Annotated in this window: 14 protein-coding genes; 2 read left to right on the top strand and 12 right to left on the bottom strand. The window is 60.0% G+C overall.

The window, feature by feature from the left end; all coding sequences use genetic code 11:
• Positions 1-38: 38 nt before the first annotated feature.
• The 9 genes from H4Q31_RS20050 to H4Q31_RS20010 all read right to left on the bottom strand — a co-directional run bounded on the left by H4Q31_RS20050 (position 39) and on the right by H4Q31_RS20010 (position 13705).
• Positions 39-710, bottom strand: a complete 672-nt coding sequence (locus tag H4Q31_RS20050; RefSeq protein WP_185180835.1) for a hypothetical protein — start codon at positions 708-710, stop codon at positions 39-41.
• 304 nt (positions 711-1014) lie between these two features.
• Positions 1015-1797 (bottom strand): SDR family oxidoreductase, encoded by a 783-nt coding sequence (locus H4Q31_RS20045; RefSeq protein WP_185180834.1) that lies wholly within the window; start codon positions 1795-1797, stop codon positions 1015-1017.
• Positions 1798-1841: 44 nt separating this feature from the next.
• The gene (locus H4Q31_RS20040; RefSeq protein WP_185180833.1) at positions 1842-4019 is read right to left on the bottom strand and encodes an FAD-dependent oxidoreductase; all 2178 of its coding nucleotides are present in this window, start codon (positions 4017-4019) and stop codon (positions 1842-1844) included.
• A gap of 5 nt (positions 4020-4024) precedes the next feature.
• Entirely contained in the window at positions 4025-5158 is a 1134-nt protein-coding gene (locus H4Q31_RS20035; protein ID WP_185180832.1) for an acyl-CoA dehydrogenase family protein, read from the bottom strand.
• A 193-nt stretch (positions 5159-5351) separates the two neighbouring features.
• Positions 5352-6956 (bottom strand): AMP-binding protein, encoded by a 1605-nt coding sequence (locus H4Q31_RS20030; RefSeq protein ID WP_245347542.1) that lies wholly within the window; start codon positions 6954-6956, stop codon positions 5352-5354.
• Positions 6957-6975: 19 nt separating this feature from the next.
• A complete protein-coding gene (aroA, locus tag H4Q31_RS20025; protein ID WP_185180831.1) occupies positions 6976-8295 on the bottom strand; it encodes a 3-phosphoshikimate 1-carboxyvinyltransferase in 1320 nt (439 codons plus the stop codon).
• A 331-nt stretch (positions 8296-8626) separates the two neighbouring features.
• Positions 8627-10222, bottom strand: coding sequence for a beta-N-acetylhexosaminidase (nagZ, locus tag H4Q31_RS20020; protein ID WP_311771773.1), 1596 nt, complete (start codon positions 10220-10222; stop codon positions 8627-8629).
• On the bottom strand, positions 10219-11862 hold the full coding sequence (locus H4Q31_RS20015; RefSeq protein ID WP_185180830.1) for a response regulator: 1644 nt from the start codon (positions 11860-11862) through the stop codon (positions 10219-10221). Before H4Q31_RS20015 ends, nagZ begins: the two co-directional genes overlap by 4 nt.
• Positions 11834-13705, bottom strand: a complete 1872-nt coding sequence (locus H4Q31_RS20010; protein ID WP_185180829.1) for a cache domain-containing sensor histidine kinase — start codon at positions 13703-13705, stop codon at positions 11834-11836. The genes H4Q31_RS20015 and H4Q31_RS20010 overlap by 29 nt, the downstream gene beginning before the upstream one ends.
• Before the next feature lie 218 nt (positions 13706-13923).
• Between H4Q31_RS20010 and H4Q31_RS20005 the strand changes: the two genes are divergently transcribed.
• A complete protein-coding gene (locus H4Q31_RS20005) occupies positions 13924-14661 on the top strand; it encodes an IS3 family transposase (RefSeq protein ID WP_185180828.1) in 738 nt (245 codons plus the stop codon).
• A gap of 510 nt (positions 14662-15171) precedes the next feature.
• Here H4Q31_RS20005 and hemG read toward each other — a convergent pair.
• The 3 genes from hemG to hemE all read right to left on the bottom strand — a co-directional run bounded on the left by hemG (position 15172) and on the right by hemE (position 18803).
• On the bottom strand, positions 15172-16713 hold the full coding sequence (hemG, locus tag H4Q31_RS20000) for a protoporphyrinogen oxidase (RefSeq protein WP_185180827.1): 1542 nt from the start codon (positions 16711-16713) through the stop codon (positions 15172-15174).
• A gap of 96 nt (positions 16714-16809) precedes the next feature.
• Positions 16810-17751 (bottom strand): ferrochelatase, encoded by a 942-nt coding sequence (gene hemH, locus H4Q31_RS19995; protein WP_209703657.1) that lies wholly within the window; start codon positions 17749-17751, stop codon positions 16810-16812.
• Entirely contained in the window at positions 17748-18803 is a 1056-nt protein-coding gene (gene hemE, locus H4Q31_RS19990) for a uroporphyrinogen decarboxylase (RefSeq protein WP_185180846.1), read from the bottom strand. The genes hemH and hemE overlap by 4 nt, the downstream gene beginning before the upstream one ends.
• A 211-nt stretch (positions 18804-19014) precedes the next feature.
• On the opposite strand from hemE, the gene H4Q31_RS19985 reads away from it, so the two are divergent.
• Entirely contained in the window at positions 19015-20226 is a 1212-nt protein-coding gene (locus H4Q31_RS19985) for an MFS transporter (RefSeq protein ID WP_185180826.1), read from the top strand.
• The last annotated feature ends 73 nt before the right edge of the window (positions 20227-20299 follow it).

Raw genomic sequence — 20299 nt, 5'->3', positions numbered from 1 at the left:
TTGATCGAGCAATTCCCTGATGTTGATGCGTGGTCGTACTACAGTTTGTTACTAAGCAGAAGAGCGACGCCTTTATTCGTAATCTCGAATTCGTGGCATCGGTGTTCTCCTCCGCCAAGCGCCGCAATGAATCCGTCTATCTGAAGATTCCGGACGAATTTACGAGAAGTCTCTTTACCCAGCTGCAACCACTCGCTAACATCGCTCAGCCGAAAAGGGCGATGCCGAAGCAGCGCGCAGCGCAGCAATTCCCGCTCGTAGACAGAGCGTTGCATCAGCCCCGACTGCTCATAGCCCGAAGCCCGAGCGATCAGCTCGCTCAAGTCCCGTCTGCACAGCTCCGGGAACTGCTCCAGCTCGTCGCGGCTGAAGGGGAAATACCGCAGTCCCAGCACCGCGAAGGTTCTGGCGCGTCCCCGCTCGAAGGAGAAGCGCCGGCGCGTGATTTTCTCCGCGTGGGTGGTGTAGTGATCCTCCTCGAAAACCGTCCGCAGCCGATAATGGTACACGTCCCCATACAGCCTCACGCCCGACAAATTCACGATCTCATACTCCAGCTCCATCCCCTCGAACGAGCCGAGCACAGGCAGCAGCACCTTCTCCAACAACAGCCGCGTACCCGTCAGATCCTTCTCCAGCATCTCCTTGCGTTGGCCGTCCGCCGCCCGCACCTGTTCCGCCCAGAACTTCGCATACGCCTCATCAAACACAACAACCGCCTCCTTCGAAAAAAATGAAACGCCGCCAGCCCCCTTAAGGGAGCAAGCGGCGTGTGCTTCACGCGCAACAAACGTTCGCAACGGCATATGAGTGAGTGAATGAATCCATCTTCACCTACGTTAACATGACAGCAGCCTGTCGGCAATAGGGTGCCGGCAGTCCAGCAATTCGCCATCGTGCCGCTAACGCAGCCGCCCCGCCAACTATCCGCCTCAGCTAGCAGCCTTATCCAGCCGCCTCAGCGAGCCCCCTCCGCCAAGCTACGACAAACCAGTCGAAGCGCAGCCGACGCCCTTACCGCCCGTCCGACCCGTAGGCGATAAGCGTCAGCCCGCCGTCGACGTTGATCACCTGGCCGGTGATGAACTCGGCCGCGTCGCTCGCCAGGAACAGCGCCAGTCCCGCCGCATCTTCCGGCTGGGTAAGCCGCTTAATTGGCGTGCGCGAGATGACGTTCGCTTTGAACGTCTCGAACTCATCCTTGGCGTAGAAGCGTACCGAATCCGTCTCCACGACGCCAGGCGAGATCACGTTGCACGTGATGCCCTTCTCCCCCAGTTCCGCCGCCAGATAACGCGTCAGCGACTCCAGCGCCGCCTTCGCGGAACCGATCGTCGAGTAGCGCGGAAGCGCGAAACGGCTGCCCAAACTGGACACCGTAATGACGCGCCCCTTCCGGCCTTCCATTAGTGGCACCGCTCGCTGAACCGCATGCAGCGTGCTCTTGACAACAACCTCGTACGTCCGGTCCACGTGGTAACCCTTCGTCTCCATGACTGGCTTGAACGCGGTCGCTGCGGCGTTGGCCATGAACACGTCAAGCGCTCCCCACTCGCTCGCGATCGTATCGAACATGGCGTCGATCTCCTCCGGAGATTCCAGCTCGGCACGGCAGACTAGAGCTTGCACGCCGTGCGCGCGGACTTCCTCCGCGGTCTTGTACGCTGCATCCTCATCGCGGCGGTAGTGAATGACGACATCCGCGCCTTCCATGGCGAATGCTAGGGCAGTAGCCCGTCCGATGCCTCGAGAGCTGCCAGTAATGAGCACTTTCTTGCCTTTGAACGATTGGGACAATTCGATCGCATCCTTTCGAGTAACGTGTATGGTCGAAAATAACGCTAGATCCTCGAGGCAATCTCATAGGCTTGCCGGATAGCGCGTGCGGCGTTCAGTTCAGCCGCTTCGCGAACGCCGCCGACCAGCTCCACCGTCATCCGCGCAGGTATCGCCTCCATCCAAGCCGCTTCAGCCTCTGCATCTCTATTTAACGCAGCCGTTCCGGCGTCGACCCGCACGGTTGCCGCCTCACCCCGCGCTGCCGCTGCATCGACTCTCGCAACGCCCGCATCGATACGCGGCAATCCACCGCCGTCGGAGCGCGCCATCCCCGCTTGCGTCTCCAGCTGTGCCGCCAACGCTTCCGCCAGCTTCGTTCGCGAGCGCTGGCCGGTGCAGAGCACCACCTGATCGGCGGGGATAAGCAGCCGATCCGTCTCGCTCTCCACCCATGCGCCTTCGGCGGTTATGGAGGAGCAGCGGTAGCCCTTCAGCACCTCAACCCCAAGACGCTTAAGCTCGCCAAGCAGCACCCATCGCGAGGTGGGGCCAACACCCTTGGCGACTTTGCTCGAGCGCGAGACGAGCGTGATCTTGACATCGGACGCCGGCCTCGAGCCGTAACCTCGTTCCTCGAAGAATGATTGCACATCCGGGCGAGTCCGCAGCGTCTCGGCGATATAATGCGCGACATCCGAGCCGATGCCGCCGCCTCCGATGATAACGATGCGGCGGCCGAACGGCCGCGCCCCCGACAATAGGTCCGCATAAGTGCAAACGTGGGGCGAATCAGCGCCTTCCAGTTCATCTGAGACGAACGGTTCGACGCCGGTTGCGACGATTACGCTGTCGAACCCCAGCTCTCTCAGCTCATCCGCACCAACAGAAGCGTTCTTCCGAACCGTCACGCCGAGACGTTGCAGGCCGACTTCGTAATAGCGGATCGTCTCGAGGAACTTCTCCTTGCCGGGAATGTTCGCCGCGAGGCGGAACTGGCCGCCAAGCTGATCCGACGCCTCGAACAGCGTCACGCGATGGCCGCGCTCCGCCGCCGTCTTAGCCGCCTGCAGGCCCGCGACGCCGCCGCCAACGACGGCAACGCGAAGCGGCCGCACGGCCATATAGAACGGTTCGGCCTCCCGCCCTGCGCGCGGATTAACCATGCACCCGACCGGCTTAGGCGGATGGCTCATCGAATGGTCCAGGCACGACTGGTTGCAGGAGACGCATACGTTCAAGCCGTCGCGGTCGCCGGCGGCGATCTTGTTCGCGAACGCCGAATCCGCCAGCCATGGACGCGCAGGAGCGATGAAGTCCATGTCGCCGCGCAAGAGCAGCGGCTCGGCGGCCTCCGGCGTATGAATCCGGTTCGCGCCGATGACCGGAATGCTGACGGCGCTGCGAACCGCGGCGACGATGTGGGCGAACGCCCCGGATGGCACGATCGCGCCGATCGTCGGCAGACTGGACTCATGCCAGCCGACCCCAACGTTCAGCGCGTCAACGCCTTGCCCCTCCAGCCTGCGGGCGAATTCCAGCGTCTCTTCCGGCGTCGTGCTTCCTTCCATGCAATCGTCTCCCGACATCCTGTAGATGATCGGGAAGCCGCGGCCGACCCGCCGGCGGATCCCTTCGACAACCTCCAGGCAGAGCCGGGACCGCTTGTCGAAGTCGCCGCCGTATTCATCCTCTCGCCGATTCGTCAGCGGCGAGACAAATTCGTTCAGCAGATAGCCTTCGGAGCCCATAATCTCAATGCCGGCGAAGCCTGCTTCCTGGGCGAAAGCCGCCCCGTCCGCGAACGCTTCCTTAAGCCGTGCAATATCTTCGCCCGACATCGCCTCCGGCGTCTCCCTCGTCAGCCTAGAGGCGATCGCGCTCGGCGCCTTCGGCACATACCCGGTGTCTGCCTGCCGCGAATAACGCCCGCAGTGGGTAAGCTGAAGCGCCATTCGTCCTCCCGCTTCCCTTATTGCGCCGGCCAGCTCCCTTAACTGCTGCCGATGCTCAGGCTCCGTCAGGCAGAACATGCCATGTCCGCTGCCTTCCGGAAGGACGGCGACGTTGCCTGTTATGATAAGCGCCGCTCCTCCGCGAACTCTCTCGAGATAGAAGGCGATCAACTGCTCCAGCGTCTCCCGCCGGCCTTCAATGCCCAGATGCATCGCGCCCATCAGAATGCGATGCTTCAGCTCCAGCGTTCCGATCCGTCCCGGTCTGAGCAATACGCTTGAACGCATCGGACTCACTCTCCCGCCAGGATGTGCTTAGCGATTACCGCCTTCTGGATCTCAGCCGTGCCTTCTTCGAATTTCTGCGCGCGCGCGTCGCGATAGATTCGTTCGATCTCATAGCCCTTGAAATAACCGATGCCGCCCCAGATCTGCTGCGCTCTATCCGTAACCCGCTGCAGCATCTCTAACGCGTATAGCTTCGCCATCGAAGCCGGCGGCGGCGTAAGCGTCCCCTCATCCTTCAACCGGCCCGCATACATGACGAGCTGACGGGCCGCTTCGATGTCGGTCGCCATCTCGGCAATCCACGTCTGCACGACTTGGCGCTGGCTGAGCGTCTTGCCGAACGTAACGCGCTCGCGGCTCCGCTCGACAGCCAGATCGAACGCTCGCTGAGCCAAGCCGACGCAAGTCATGCCGACGCAGACGCGGCTCGGATCGAGGAAGCCGTTCAACGCGCTAAGCAGCCCTTGTCCCACTTCACCCAGCAGATGGTCCTTCGGCACGCGCGCATTCCTAAGCACGATGTGGGCGTGTCCCGTCCCCGTCAACCCCAGCGTCGGCGGCATGACGTTGATCTCGACGCCTTCCGCCAGACGCGGCACCAGCAGCGCCAGAGTTCCTTCGTAGCCGCGAGTTCCTTCCATTCTCGCATACAGCATCAGATAGTCGGCCGTATCACCGAACGTAATGAGCCACTTCTCGCCGTTCAGAACATACGAATCGCCTTCCAGACGCGCGGACGTCTGAATGTCGGCGCCAGACCCGGCATTCGGCTCCGTCAGCGTGAACGCCGCCGTGATCTCGCCGCGCACGAGCGGCTTCACGAACCGTTCGCGCTGTTCCTCGGTTGCAAGCAGATCAATCGGCCGCCAGACGCCGTTGAGGACGTGAACGACCATTCGGATCGAGCCGTGAGATTGAGAGAATAGCTCGAGCAGCTGCAAGTATTGCGTGAAGCTGAGTCCGTACCCGCCGTATTCCTTCGGTGCGGCAAGGCGCAGATAGCCGCGCTCGCGCAGCTCCTCCCAGATGTCGGGTCCGCATTCGCCGGTCTCTTCGATTCGAACGGACAGCTCCCGCAGCCTGCCGTTCACATAAGCTCTTATTTCTTCTTGCAATTTAAGGAAGTCCGCTTCGTTCATATCCGATTCTCCTCTACCAAATGAGATATAGTATGCAAAAAGCGCACAGCGGCCGGGGCATATTGGCCCCGGCTTGTCCACCTTCACCCCCTGAGTATTCCTGCCATGCTGCAGCTCCTCGCGCATAGCTCCCTGACTGTTGCTCTCTTGTTGCCGCTCCACTTACTCTGCTCTCCTGCAGATCCCCGCGCTACTACGTCCCATGCCGTTCCGATTCCAGCTTGTCCGTGATCCAGTTGCGCAGCACGTACTTCTGAATCTTGCCTGTCGTCGTCCGCGGCATGTCCCCGATAACTTCCACTCGCTCCGGCCAATAAATCTTCGTGACGCCCTGCGACTTCAAATAGGACGTCACATCTTCCAGCCCGATCGTCTGCTCCGGATTCATCAGCGTCACATAGGCGCAGATGCGTTCGCCCAGCCGCGGATCCGGCATCCCGATGACCGCGGCGTCCTTGATCGGCTCGAACTGGTAGAGCAGGTTCTCAAGTTCAGCGACCGGTATCTTCACGCCGCCGCGATTGATCACATCCTTGACCCGTCCGGTCAGCCGCACATTGCCGAATTCGTCGATAACCGCCAGATCTCCCGTGTTAAAAAAGCCATCGGCATCGACCGCCGCTTCATACCATTCCGGGTGATCCAAGTACGCAGTGAACATCGCCGGGGTCCGCACCTTGAATAGCCCTTCTCGACCCGGCGGCAGCGCGCGCCCGTCCTCGTCGGTCACCTTCATCTCCCGTCCAGCGATGACTTGCCCGTCCGAGTTCCAAGAGAAATCGCTGTACTCCCGCACCGAGCCGACGCTGATCATGCACGATTCCGTCGAACCCCAGCCGCCGGCCACCTTGCACGACAGCCGGTCCTTCGCTTCCTGCGCCAGCTTGCGCGGAACCGGAGCGCCGGTCGCGATGAAGATGCGCAGCCCCTTCGGGGGCTGCTCCTCGCGGGTCAGATCCGCCAGGAACGGCATGGCCGCCTGGACGAACGTCGCCCCATGCTCTTCGATGGCGACTCGGGCCGTTCCCGCATCCCAATGCCCTTGGCAGACTTGCTTGGCGCCAAGATACAGAGCAAGCGACATGCCATACAGGAAGCCAGTCTGGTGCGCCATCGGAGACGGGATCCAGATCGTATCCTCGGACGTCAGCCCGAGTCCGTGCGCATGCGCGGAGCATCCGTGCGCGAGCGTTCCGTGCGTATGGATAACCCCTTTGGGCTCGCCTGTCGTGCCCGAAGTGAACAGCAGCTGCGCCGCTTCACCGGCTCCCGGCCTGCGGCTCGCGATCCGATCCAGATCCGGCTCCTCGGACGCGAGGCCGCCGAGACAAGTCTTCGAATCATTCGGATCTCTCGCTTCGATCTCGATCAGCGCTTGGAGTCCCGGCAGCTCCGAGCGGATGCTCTCGATCAGCGGCCGGTAGCGATAGCCCCGGTGCTCCGCCGGAATGATGAGCACCTTGCTCTTGGATTTGTTCATGATGAAAGGAATCTCTCTCTCTCTCAACGCAGGCAGCATCGGGCAAGCCACGGCGCCGATCTTCCAGATGGCCAGCGTCAGTACTACGAACTCCCAGCCGTTCGGCAGCAGATAAGCGACATTCTCTCCCCTCTCGACGCCCAGCCGAATAAGCCCTTGCGCGGCGCGGTCCGCCAGCCTATTCAGCTCCCGGAAGCTCAAGACGGTCGTCTTAGGCGCGCTTAGATCGACGACCGCTGGCCTTCTCGGATTAGCCATGTCGAATCGGTTCAAGAACAGCATATCGCTCTCGGTCATATACGTGTTCGCCGTAATCATAAGCACCTAATCCCTTCTCTCAATATGTCTCTGCCAGTTGAGCCGCATCTTGGCCCAATCGAACGCCAAGCGCAGCCAAGTGGTCGAAAAATTCGGTATAGGAAATTTGATAAGCGTTCGGGAACGTCAGCTCACTGGCCTTATCGGAAGCTCGCAGCGCGGCTAGCGTGAACGCCATCTGAACGCGGTGGTCGTTGTAGGTCGATATGGAAGCGCCCGTCAGTCTATCAACGCCTTCGATATGGAGATCGTCGTCAATCTCTCGAATCCGCGCTCCCATCTTGTTCAACTGAAGCATAGCTTTGACACGGTTAGACTCTTTCATACGACCTGGCCCGATATTTCTAAGAATCGTGCTTCCTTGAGAGAGAGAGGCCAGCACGGACATAGCCGGAATCAAATCCGGAATATGCCGCATATCGATCTCCCGGCCGCCGATCGGACGGAAGTTCGAATGGCGGATGCGAACGCCGTCCAGCCGCACGTCGTACTCGAGCTTGACCCCGAAGTCCTCTATAATCTCTAAGACCTTGTTCTCCGGATGCGAGCCGAATCCGGCGATGCCTTGCAGCGTGACATCCGACGGATAGAGAGCGGAGAGCACCAGCGGGAATGCCGCCGAAGACAAATCCGGTTCGATGCTGATCTCCGCCGGCTTATATCGCTGTCCGGCGGGAACGCGCCAGCGGGTGCCGCTTGGGTCCTCCTCAACGAAGATGCCAAATTGCCGTTGCATCTCGATCGTCAGCTTGACATATGTAAGCTCGTTATGAGGCGGAAGCGCCTCAATGATCGTGTCCTTATCGGCGAAGGGCGCGAGAATGAGCAGGCCCGATATCCATTGGCTGAGCGTACCGGGAATTTGGACGTGGCCGCCCTTCGGTCTGCCGGGCTGAATCGCGACCGGCATCTTGTATTGGTTCGCGCTCCACTTGACGCCCATGGAACCTAGCGCTTCCAACAGCGGCCCGATCGGCCGTTCCCGAAGCGCCTTGTGGCCGTTATAGACGGGAGCGGCTCCCTCGGACAAGCTGCCCAGCCCGAGCATGAACTGCAGCGTGGAGCCGGAGCTTCCCACTCGGATACGGCCATTGCGGGGACGATAGCTTCCGCCCCTGACGATATAACCGTCCGGCGTCGGTCGAATGGAGATGCCAAAATCATGGAGCGAGTTGAGTGTGTCGCGGATGTGCAGGGCCCCTGATTTGCCATGGATAACCGTCTCTCCTTCGGCTAGCGATCCGAAGATCAGAGCCCGGTGGAGGTGGTACTTGGAAGGTGGAATTCGAATCGTTCCGCTTAGCGTTCCTTGATAAGGGTACACCGTCGATTTCGCCAACTGCCTCACTCCGCTTCTATCCATTTTTTTGAACCCGAATCCGATTCTAGTCTTCCGAATCTCTATTACTATCTTTATAGAACTGGCCGTCTTTTCATGAATCTTTTATTCTCATGCAGCGCCTCCTTCTAATGCCAGTTAACAAACCCATTTTAATCCAGTTATTAATCGATTATCAACTCGCTAAATAGTTAGCAATAAGTATTAAACAATGAAGATATTGTCGAATGCCTCTCAGACAACAACAAAGAGCAGCCTAGGCATCGTGTAGATGTCTAGCTGCTCTTCATGGTTTGAGTATATCATCGTTAATCAAAATATTGAAGAATGATCAGCCAAATTCTCCCTTCGCATACGAACCAATCGTGACCGGAAGCCGTCCCTTCGCCGGCAATCTTCCGGAGAGTACCCCTGCCAGCGCGCTCATCATAGCCGGCTTGTTCTCGTATGTGCACAGGTATACCGGCACGTCCGGGATCTCAAGCAAATCATAAGGCGTACGAGTCGCGACAAGGACGAGGCGTCTCCCATCCAACCGGGCTAGACACCGGATCAATTCAGCTTGACGGGTCGAGAATCCAGCATCATAAGAAGCGAAGACAATCGTATCCGCCTCCTCGGTTCGCTTGAGCGCGGCTTCGCAATCGCCGTCATCCGGATCCAGCCCGACGCGAACCTCCTCCACCTGGAAGCCTTCCTCACGGAGGGCGAAGCCCAGCGTCCGCTCCTGTTCGATCACCTCGACCACCTCGGTGCCCACTCTCGCTTCCGCCCACACGCTGAGCACGCGCGACCCGCGGTCCAGCGGCAGCGCTTCCGCCCCTCGCACGACCGTCACCGCCTGTTCGCTGATTCGCTTTGCCGTCTTCTCTGCCTGGATGCGGTTAGGTTGAACCGGCAATGCAGGGTCGAACAGGCCGCGGCGACGCTTCAGCTCCCATACCCGCGCCACGGCATCATCGATGCGCGACGCCGGAATCTCGCCGGCCAGCGCCGCCTCGTAGACGGCTTCGAGCGCGGCGATCTGGCGGTCCAAGCGATGGCTTACCAGCACGAGGTCGGCGCCGCCCTTCACCGCTTCGACCGCGCCGCGAGCAACGCCGATCGTCTCCGCGATCGCGTTCATCTCCAAGCAATCGGTAACGACAACGCCTTCGTAGCCAAGCTGGTCCCGCAGCAGGCCGGTCAGAATCCGCCGGGACAGCGTAGCGGGCACGCCGTCGGACTCATATGCCGGGAAGACGACATGCGCGGTCATGATCGCGTCCACGCCTGCTTCAATCGCGGCGCGGAACGGCAGCAGCTCCACCGCATCGAGCCGGTCCCGTCGATGCGGAACGACCGGCAGCTCCAGATGGGAGTCGCTGGCCGTATCGCCGTGCCCGGGGAAATGCTTCGCGACCGCGGCCACTCCGCTCTCCTGGTAGCCGCGGATCGCGGCGATTCCCAGCTTCGCGACATGTTGGGGATCCTCCCCATACGAGCGAACGCCGATGACCGGGTTGGCCGGATTGTTGTTCACATCGAGACACGGCGCGAAGTTCATGTTCACGCCGATCCCCCGCAGCTCCGCTCCCGACCAGAGCGCGGCTGCGTACGCCCAGTCGTCCTTGCCCGCGGCGCCGACAGCCATCGCGCCAGGCATGACCGTCACGCCTGCCTCCAAGCGCACCACCATGCCGCCTTCCTGATCGATGGAGATGAACAGCGGCGACGGGGCTTCGGCTTGAAGCGCCGCCGTCAGCCGCTTCACTTGAGAGGCATCGAGCAGGTTGCGCCGGAAGAAGACGATGCCGCCTAGCCCGTAATCGCGAATCAACTCCCGAATGCCTTCCGTCGGCTCATAGCCGGCGAATCCGCATACGAACAGCTGGCCAACCTTCTCCTTCAAGCTCATCTGCCGCCAAGACTGCTTCTCCATCGTCATGAACCATTCTCCTTCGCCGTCCAACCGGACAAGATCGGCTCTTGCGGCCGCTGATGGGCCCGCTCCCTGTATTCCGACGGAAGCATGCCCGTGTACTTGCTGAAGACACGGGTGAAGTATCTCCGCTCCCCGTAGCCGACCATCTGGCCGATGTGCGTCACGCTCTTGTCGCTTAGCGCGAGCATCGACTTGGCCATCTCCATCCTCTGCTTCGTCACGTATTCGACGAAGGTGTCGCCGAAATGCTGCTTGAAAAGCAAGCTAAAGTAGCTGCCGCTGATGCCCAAATAATCGGCCAGCATATCGATGCTCAGATCGGAGGACAAATTGCGTTCGATATAATCTTTGGCCGACAGCATCAGGACATCGCTCGTCTTCTTCTTCATCACGCTGGTGATGGATTGATCGACGAGCCTGTTGATCAGCGCCAGCGTCTCCCGAATGCCGGGACTGCGGTCGATCTGGCTCCAATAGTCCATCTCGTCCTGTCTGCCGATGACATCCATCGAACGCATCTCCCGGATCAAGTGGAGGCAGATGTAATGGAGGATCGGCTCCACCCGTTCAATCGAAGTCTCAGGCAGGCGGAGGAAGCTCTCATTCAAATCCTTAAGCGCCGTCTCGGTCTTCCGGCGGTCGCAGCGCTTCAGCCCGGTTACCATCTCCTCAATCCGGTCCCATAGCTTCTGCGTCTCTTCCTGCAGCCCCTTCGTCGAGCGCACCGGCACGAGGATGCCGCCATCCGAGCTTCTCTCCAGATGGAGCGATCGCTGCAGCTGCTTGTAGACGCGCGCGAGCCGCTCGAGCGGGACCGGCATCGCATGCAGCGCAACCCGGATGCCCAGCTTCAGGTAGCGTCCGACCGCCTGGCGAAGCTCGGCCGCCCAAGCGCGGCACTGCTCCAGCTCGAATACGTCCGGCGATTCCAGTTCGATCAATACGCACCACTCGCCGCTCCGCACCTGCAGCACCGAGTGAGGCACCTCGAACGATTGCAGATTCTCTTGAAGAACATTATGAATGGCGAAGTTCCACAGCTTCCGCTCCTTCTCGTTCCACAACCATTCCTTCCGTGAATATTCCTCGACATCGACCAACATCATGACGAAGTTCAGTTCATCCCCGCCAAGCCCGCGGTATGGAAGGAACGGCTTCGAGCTATTTCCGCCGACGTCGTTCAGCAGATCGTAGAGCACCTTCTCATAAGCGAGGTGGAACACCTGCCGCCATTCGCGCTGAATCGACTGCTGTTCCTCGCTCCGCTCGCGAATGCCGCTAGCTAGACGGCTGATCGTCTGAGCCAGCTCCTCGTAATCGATCGGCTTCAGCACATAATCCCGAACCTCGTAGCGAATGACGGAGCGGACATAGCTGAAGTCCTGGTAGCCGGTCATCATGATCACTTCGGTGTCTGAATCGAATTCTCGCAGCGCCTTCAAGAACTCGATGCCGTCCATTACCGGCATGCGGATATCGCACAGAATAAGGTGCGGGCGATGCTCTCTCGCCAGCTCCAGCGCGATCTCCCCGTTCTTCGCCGTCCCGATCACTTCAAGACCGAGCTCCTCCCACGGGACGACGATCTGCAGATTTTTGAGAATAGGGATCTCGTCATCTGCCAGCAGAACCTTCAGCTTCATTCGTTCTCCCTCCCGCAATCTTCGGTATGAGACACTTGATGACGGTTCCTTGGCCAGGAGAGCTGCACAGCAGCAGTCCGTATCCCGGCCCGTAGTGAATACGCAGACGATCGGCCACGTTCCCGACGCCCAGTCCGCGGCGTTCGCCCGTCTCGGGAGATTCCTCGTACATTCGTTCCAACGACGTCATGCCGCTTGCCGAGAAGTAGCTGAGCCGCTCCTGCGGAATGCCAATGCCGTTGTCCTCCACGAAGAAGGCGATATTGCCGCCCTCTTCCTTGGCGCTCACCTTGATCCTGCCTAAATAGTCAATGCCTTCGAAGCCGTGCTGAATGCTGTTCTCCACGAGCGGCTGCAGCGTCAGCTTCAGAATCTCGTAGCCTAGCAGCTCCTCGGGCACTTCGATCTCGAATTCGAACAAGTCCTCGAAGCGGAACTTCTGAATCTCCAGATAGCTTCGCAGATGCTCGAGCTCCTGATCGATCCGGATCACTTCCCGCTGCTGGATGCTGATTCGGAAAATGTTCGCCAGCCGCTGCACCATCTTGCTGACTTTGCGCCCTTCATTCTGCACCGCCAGAATGTTGATCGATTCCAGCGCATTGAACAGGAAGTGCGGCTTGATCTGCGCCTGCAACAGCATCATCTCGGCCTTGCGCTTGCGCAGCTGCTCCTTCGTCACATCGTTCAGCAGCTCCGATACCCGTTCGACCAGACTGTTGAAGCCCTTCGCCAGAATGACGGTCTCGTCGTTGCCGGCGATCGGCACCCTCACCGACAGGTCGCCTCGTTCAACCCTCCGCATCGCGCCGACAACCCGGACGATGAAGCCGATCATCCGCCGGACGAACATCAGGTTGAAGAAGAGCGCGCAAGCGAGCGAAGCCATCGTAATGCCGACCACCCAGCCGAGCACGGCCGTCTGGCCGCCGGACAAGTACTTCCAATCCGTGACGGTTACGAGCGTCCAATCCCCGACCCCAAGACGCTTAATGTCGCCAAGGTTGTGGACGCTGACCAAGCTCTTCTGCCCGAGAAACTTCATCTTGACGCTCTCGAAGTTCTGCGCTAGGTCCAGCTTGGCGTTCGGATCGGCGTTCAGATAGAAGTTCTGCCCTTCCAGAGAGGCGCCGCTGTCATACACGACGGTGCCTCCGCGCCCGACGATCAGATACCGGCGATTATCGCTCGCTCCGGTATTGTAGAATTCGAATGTTCGATCCAGCTCGTTCATCGAGAAGCGAATAACCAGAATGCCTTTGCTCTTGAGCGTATCAATGTCGAGCAGCACCCGAATCTGCGTGAACAGATTGTTGGGGCCCGTCAGCGCCATATCCTCGTTCGGCCCGATCCAGACCGGCGAACCGTTCTTCCGCAATACTTCCTGGTAGATCGGATCGTTCTTCAGCACATCGAATGAGAAAGGGGTATCCTTAATAAAATTCACATTAACCAACCCGCCGTTCTCCCGATAGAGCGAGACGGATTTGATGCCCGGATACGTCAGCAGCACGCGCTGGCTCAGCTTCTCGTTCTCGATCATCTCCTGGTAATACGGATCGTCGTCCCCGGCCGCGGTTGCCGCCAAGCCCTCGCCCCGGAACGACTGATCGACGCTCTCGACGCTGTCCTTGGTCGTCACCCAGAAGTCCGAGAAATAGTTCGCCTCCCGGATCATATTGTTGATGTTCCGCCCGATCGCGTTCATCGACAGCTCTAGCTGCTCGGTATATTTCTCTTGGGTGATATGCTGGAAGACAAGGTAGGATACGGTGCCAAGCACGAATAATGGCACGATGATAAACACCAAAAAAGCGGTAAACACGCGTCTTCCCAAGCTCATCGGCCTCTAGCCCACCCTCTCATCCGTCCAATCCACCTCATTATAGCAGGAAGACGCTTCCTACATATCCATTATAGTTAGGAGCCGGCAGCGGATTAAGAGAGCGATCGGCTAATGGGGGGATAAAAATCTACAGTCGAGGTGATTGGCAGTTGCTGGACTAGAGCCATCTGACGATTGGGAGAGGGAAGGCTCCTCCCGAGCGGTGCGACGGCGGAATGGGTTGGTGGGTTGACTACTTCGACTCCAGCAAGCGCTACGGTGCGCCCAAAATCACAGAACTGTTGAAGCAGGAAGGCAAATGCATCTCGGAGCGTCTCGTAGGAGAGATCATGAGTGAAAACGGCTGGCGATCCTGCGTGTCGAAGAAATTCCGCGTCTGCACTACGGACTCCAACCACCCCTTCGATATCGCGCCGAACACACTAAATCAGAAGTTTCATGTGCTGGAGCCGAACAGCGTATGGGTTACAGATATCACGTATGTGCCGTGTCGTGAAGGGCGGTTGTATTTGGCGAGCGTCATGGACCTGTACACGCGCAAGATCGCCGGCTGGCGGCTAGCCGATCGCATGACGACCGATTTGGTGCTGAATGCACTGGAGATGGCCTACACATCGCACAGGCCCGCTAAAGGGCTGTTACACCATTCCGATCGGGGATCACAGTATGCGTCCGAAGCGTACCGCCAGCGACTGGAGACGTATGGCATGAAGGCCAGCATGAGCCGCAAAGGAAACTGCTATGACAACGCTTGTATCGAGTCCTGGCACAGCCTGCTGAAGAAAGAATTCATTTACTGCACGAAATTCAAAACGAAGGCTCAGGCCCAGCAAAAGATGTTTGAGTACATCGAGCTCTTCTACAACCGAAAGAGAATTCACGGATCCTTGGGCTATGTTTCCCCTATCCGATTTGAGGAAAATTATTACAAGAACCTAAAGAGAATGGCTTAAAATTGTGTCCACTTTTTTGACAGAGGTCCATTTTGTGCCTTCGTAGAGCCGGCGCGCGAGCGTGTATTCGAACAAGGCACTTTTTGTGCCTTGGTGGCAGTGCCGCGGGCTTTTCGGGGTGAACAAGGCACTTTTTGTGCCTTGTATGAGGTAATGCGCGTTGTGCGTGTACGATCAAGGCACCTTTTGTGCCTTCGTAGAGCCGGCGCGCGAGCGTGTATTCGAACAAGGCACTTTTTGTGCCTTGGTGGCGGAGCCGCGCCGTTTCGGGGGTGAACAAGGCACTTTTTGTGCCTTGTATGAGGTAATGCGCGTTGTGCGTGTACGATCAAGGCACCTTTTGTGCCTTCGTAGAGCCGGCGCGCGAGCGTGTATTCGAACAAGGCACTTTTTGTGCCTTGGTGGCAGTGGCGCTCCCATCTCCGCTGCCATCTCAACAAAAGACTTTCCGATCATAACCGCAGCGCGGTCCGTTCGGAAAGTCTATTGTTGCCGGTGCGGCGGCTTCTCTCAATCTCCCAGCATCTGCTCCGCAGCCGCCTTCGCCATCTCGACGCAGTCGGGCAAGCCGACGCCGTCGAACGGCGCTCCGGTCGCGTATATACCCGGCAAGCGCTCGGCCAGCTCATGCCGGAGCGCGGCGATCCGGTCCGTATGGCCGACCGGATACTGCGGCATCGAGCGGCGCAAGCGCGTGATCTCGATGAACTCCGGCTCGGCCGTCAGCCCCATCAGTTCGCGCAGGTCTCGCTTCACCGCTGCCGTCAGCTCTTCGTCGGACAAGTCGAGCGCGGAAGCATCGGTGGAATGGCCGACATAGCAGCGGATGAGCCGCTTGCCCGCCGGCGCGGTGTTGCCCCATTTGGACGACGTCCACGTGCTCGCGGTGATCGCCCGGCCTTCGCCGTGCGGCACGAGGAAGCCCGAGCCGTCCAGCTTGTGGTCGAAGTCGCGCGCGTCGTAGGCGAGCACGATGTTGGCGACGGACGCATAGTCCATCGTCGTCAGCGCGCTGGCATCGACGTGCGGCGCGAGCAGCGAGCCGGTCGCGAACGCCGGCAGCGTGAGCAGCACGGCGTCCGCTTCGACCGCGCTGCCATCCGCCAGCTCGAGGCGATAGGCCGTGCCTGCACTCGCGGCCCCAACAGCCGGCGTATCGGCGCCAATCTCTGCAGTTGCCTTCCCGGCAGCCGCCTCCGCCCCTCCCGCGCCATCCGCCGGCTTGCGGATCGCGGTCACCTCCGCGTCGATCCGCAGCTCGCAGCCTTCGGCGCGCAGCCGCTCTTCGAGCGCTTCGATCAGCGTCGACAGCCCGCGGCGGAACGTCAGGAACGCCGTCGGCGGAATCTTCGCCCCGCCGACCGCCGCCGACCTTGCCTCAGCTGCCTTCGCGCCCGCGACAGGCGCCTTCTTCCGCGCCTCGATCATGCCGCGGATGACGCTGCCGTACTTGCGCTCCATCTCCGCGAATTGCGGGAACGTCGCCTTCAACCCCAGCTTGTACAAGTCGCCGGCATGAATGCCCGCGAGCAGCGGCTCTCCGATCCGCTCGACCATCTCGCGGCCCAGCCTCCGCTCCAAGAAGCCGCCGACCGACTCGTCGCCGTCGTCCGTCTTCGGCGGCAGACGCAGCTCGTCGAGCGCCCGCAGCTTGCCGAGCGGCGAGACGACGCTATTGCGCGCGAACGCGCCGAGATCGTTCGGGATGCCGAGATTCAGCCCCTTCGGCATCGGATGCAGCGCGCCGCCATAGGCGAGATACGTCTTCGTCGCTTGCGGATTCGTGCCGACAAGCTCATCCAGCAAGTCCAGCTCGCGGGCGAGCCGCAGCATCGGCAGCTTCCGTCCGAGGAACGAATCCGGTCCTCGCTCGATGACGAAGCCGTTCTTGCGCAGCGTATTCACCTTGCCGCCGAAGCGGTCCGACTTCTCGAGAACCGTCACTTCAATATTCCGGCCTTGCTCCTTCGCGATCCGCTTCAAATAAAAAGCGGCGCTCAGGCCGGTGATGCCGCCTCCGAGTACCGCCACCCGTCTGACATCCCGTCTCATTCACGCCACTCTCCCTTAGATAGTAAACCGTACAACTAGTCCGCCTAAACTCTGCGGCCGGCTCGTCAACCGGCTGACCCGGCACTGCCGCCGCGTTTAGAGCTTCAGCACAACGGCAGCCCCAAGAATCGTCTCCGCCATCGCCTTCATATACTGCGAATCGTTGTTCAGCATCTCGATCCGCTCCAGGCGCATGCCCCGCTCCGCGGCGAACTTGCGCGCTTCGATATCGAGGTCGTACAGCACCTCCAGGTGGTCCGATACGAAGCCGACCGGCGCCACGAACACGTTCTTCACGCCTTCGCGCGACAACGAGTCGATCGTCTCCAGAATGTCCGGCCCGAGCCACTTCTGGCCGGTCTGCCCCGCGCTCTGCCACGTGAACTGCCAGCGGCTGATGCCCGCTTGTTCTGCGACGGCGCGCGAAGTCTCGAGCAGCTGCTCCGGATACGGATCCTTCATCTCGACGATCTTCTCCGGCAGGCTATGCGCGCTGAACAACACGAGCACGTTCTCGCGATCCTCCCCGAAACGGTCAATCCCCGCCTTCACCCGCTTCGCCAGCGCGGAGATCAGCTCGGGATGCAGATGATAGCTCTCGATCGCCGCGAGGCGAATGCCATGCTTCTCGGCTTCTTCCTTCGCGCGCTTGACATAGCCGCCGACGCTCATCGACGAATATTGCGGCGTCAGCACGATCGAGACGGCTTCCTTGATGCCGTCAGCAGCCATCGCGGCTACGCCGTCTTCGATGAACGGAGCGGCGTGCTTCAGCCCTTGGTAGCACTTGTAGCGCCCTTCGCCCGCCAGTTCATCCAGCGTGCGCTGCAGCGCTTCGACCTGGCGGTTCGTATTCGCCCGCAGCGGGAACACGCCGCCGACGATCGAACGATAGCGGCTTGTGAGATCCTCCAGCTGCTCCGCCGTCGGAGGATGCCCCCTGCGGATATGCGTATAATAAGCCTCGATGCCTTCCATGTTCTCCGGCGTACCGTAGGACATGACCAGCACGCCGATTGGAGCGGACTCCTGACTCATGATGACACTCCCTCTCTTAGCCGCTGTTCCGAATAAGTATGAACGAATTCCGTCAGCTCCCGGAGTTTGTCCAGCGAAGCTTCAGGGAACAAGCCATGGCCCAGGTTGAAAATATACCCCGGCTCCCGCATGCCTTCGTCCAGTATGCGGCGAGCGTGTTCGCGAATGACCTCCATCGGGGCGGTCAGCACGTACGGGTCGAGATTGCCTTGGACGGCGAACCGCCCTTCCGTGCGGCGGCGTCCCTCGGCGATCGGCATCCGCCAGTCGAGACCGACGACATCGGCCTTAAGCTCTGTCAGATGCGGCAGCAGCTCGCCCGAGCTGACGCCGGGGAAGTAGATTTTCGGAATATCGACGCCTTCCAGCCGATCGAAGATCGATTGAACGTGCGGCAGCACGAACGCCTGGAAGTCGCGCGGCGCGAGCGCCCCTACCCAGCTGTCGAACAGCTGAACGGCTTGGGCACCGGCTGCCGCTTGCGCGCGCAAGTATTCAGCCGCCATCGCCGACAGCTTGCCCATCAGCCGATGCCAGACGTCCGGCTCGGTATACATGAGCGCCTTCGTCTTCATGTAGGACTTGGACGGGCGTCCCTCCACGATGTAGCTCGCCAGCGTGAACGGCGCGCCGCCGAACGTGATCAGCGGAACGTCCAGTTCGCGCCGAAGAATGCGGATTGTCTCCAGCACGTGCGGCAGGTCGCCTTCCACGTCGATCGGACGCAGCTTGTCGACATCCGCCGCCGTGCGCACAGGGTTATGAATGACAGGTCCGACATCCTTCACGATGTCGAAGTCGATGCCGATCGAAGCGACCGGATTCATAATATCCGAATACAGAATGGCGGCGTCCACGCCCAGCTTGCGCACGGGCATCATCGTGACTTCCGCGGCCAGCTCCGGCTGTTGACATATTTCGAGCAGCGAATATTTCTCTTTGATTCTCCGATACTCGGGGTCGTACCGTCCCGCTTGGCGCATGTACCAGACAGGCACGCGGTCTGTGTGCTCGCTTCGGCAAGCGCGCAAGAATCGGTCGTTCATGCAGATTATGCCCCTTCGCGACTTGGTTTGATAACACTATAAGAACCATTATGCCCCTTTTGGGATAGACTCACAAGCCGTTAGCTTCTGCGGACTATGACAATAGTTTGACAAACCTCGCGGTTGCCGGACGGCCTCTCTTCATATGATATACTGGTTATAAAATTAACTTAGCAGTAAGTATTCAACATAGATAATAGACGAGAAGGTGACCGGCTTGCAACGCTGGAAAGTGAATTTGGCTGTCCTATGGTTTGGCAACTTTATGGTGATGGCCGGCATGACGATGATCACGCCATTCCTGACTTTATATCTGCAGCAAGACCTCGGCGTCGAGGGCGAGCACGCGATCGGCGTTTGGGGCGGCCTTATTTTCGCAGCGAACTTCGTGACGTCGTTCTTCTTCCAGCCGTTCTGGGGCAAGATGTCGGACCGTTATGGCCGGAAAATGATGCTCTTGCGCTCCGGCTTCGGCATGGCCTTCGTCATTGTGCTCATGGGCTTCGCAACGGCGCCATGGCAGCTGCTGCTGCTGCGCATGGTGAACGGCATTATCTCCGGCTTCGTCCCCGCCGCCGTCGCGCTTATCTCATCCGCCGCTCCCCGGGAGAGAACCGGCTTCGCGATGGGCACGCTCCAATCGGGCGCGACCGCCGGCACGATTCTCGGCCCCCTGATCGGCGGCCTCATGGCAGACTCATTCGGCTTCCGGCCGATCTTCTACATCACCGGCTCACTGCTGTTCCTCGCTTCCGTACTCTCCTGGATCATGGTGAAGGAGACGTTCGACAAGGAAGCCGCCGCCCGCAAGCCGCAAGCCAGCATGCTTAGCGGCCTGCGCGATCTGGCCCGCATTCCCCAGCTGCCGGCGCTCTATTCGGTGACGTTCCTCATCCAATTCGCGATGCTGAGCCCGATGGCGCTCATTCCGCTGTTCGTGCAGGATCTGCACGGCACGACGGTTGACCTGGCGTTCTGGGCAGGACTTGTCGGGTCCGTGACCGGCTTCTCGAATATGTTCTCCGCGCCTCTGCTCGGGCGGCTGAGCGATAGGGTCGGATCGACGCGCGTCCTCATCTTCTCGCTGCTGGGCTCCGGCCTCATGTTCATTCCGCAGGCGTTCGTCACGAACGTGCCGCAGCTGCTCGTCTGCCGGTTCCTGCTCGGCTGCTTCGTCGGCGGGCTCATCCCGTCGGTCAATGCGCTCATTCGCCGCTATACGCCGGACGGACAGGAGAGCCGAGCGTTCGGCTTCAACAGCAGCTCGCTCGCACTTGGCAATATGATCGGACCGGTCGTTGGCGGCGCGTTGTCCGGCGTCATCGGCATCGAAGGGCTGTTCATCGTGTCCGCCTTCTTCATGCTCGTCAATTCGGTTTGGGCGTATCGGCTGCTTGTGAAGCCGCGGGGATCTAAAAGTACGATTTAATTTTAAAGGGGATATACCTCCTTCAGATTGCTGTTACCGCACCATCGCGAGTGCTAAGCCGTCGTACGACGGC

Source organism: Cohnella lubricantis, from assembly GCF_014212015.1.
Classification (GTDB): Bacteria; Bacillota; Bacilli; order Paenibacillales; family Paenibacillaceae; genus Cohnella; species Cohnella lubricantis.
This window is presented reverse-complemented; position numbering and strand designations above follow the sequence as displayed.

Coding starts and splice junctions, on each gene's coding strand:
- H4Q31_RS20035 (WP_185180832.1), bottom strand. CDS start 5,158: ATGAACGAAGCGGACTTCCTTAAATTGCAAGAAGAAATAAGAGCTTAT.
- H4Q31_RS20040 (WP_185180833.1), bottom strand. CDS start 4,019: ATGCGTTCAAGCGTATTGCTCAGACCGGGACGGATCGGAACGCTGGAG.
- H4Q31_RS20010 (WP_185180829.1), bottom strand. CDS start 13,705: ATGAGCTTGGGAAGACGCGTGTTTACCGCTTTTTTGGTGTTTATCATC.
- H4Q31_RS20015 (WP_185180830.1), bottom strand. CDS start 11,862: ATGAAGCTGAAGGTTCTGCTGGCAGATGACGAGATCCCTATTCTCAAA.
- nagZ (WP_311771773.1), bottom strand. CDS start 10,222: ATGACGATGGAGAAGCAGTCTTGGCGGCAGATGAGCTTGAAGGAGAAG.
- H4Q31_RS20030 (WP_245347542.1), bottom strand. CDS start 6,956: ATGATTACGGCGAACACGTATATGACCGAGAGCGATATGCTGTTCTTG.
- hemH (WP_209703657.1), bottom strand. CDS start 17,751: ATGAGTCAGGAGTCCGCTCCAATCGGCGTGCTGGTCATGTCCTACGGT.
- hemG (WP_185180827.1), bottom strand. CDS start 16,713: ATGAGACGGGATGTCAGACGGGTGGCGGTACTCGGAGGCGGCATCACC.
- H4Q31_RS20005 (WP_185180828.1), top strand. CDS start 13,924: ATGGGTTGGTGGGTTGACTACTTCGACTCCAGCAAGCGCTACGGTGCG.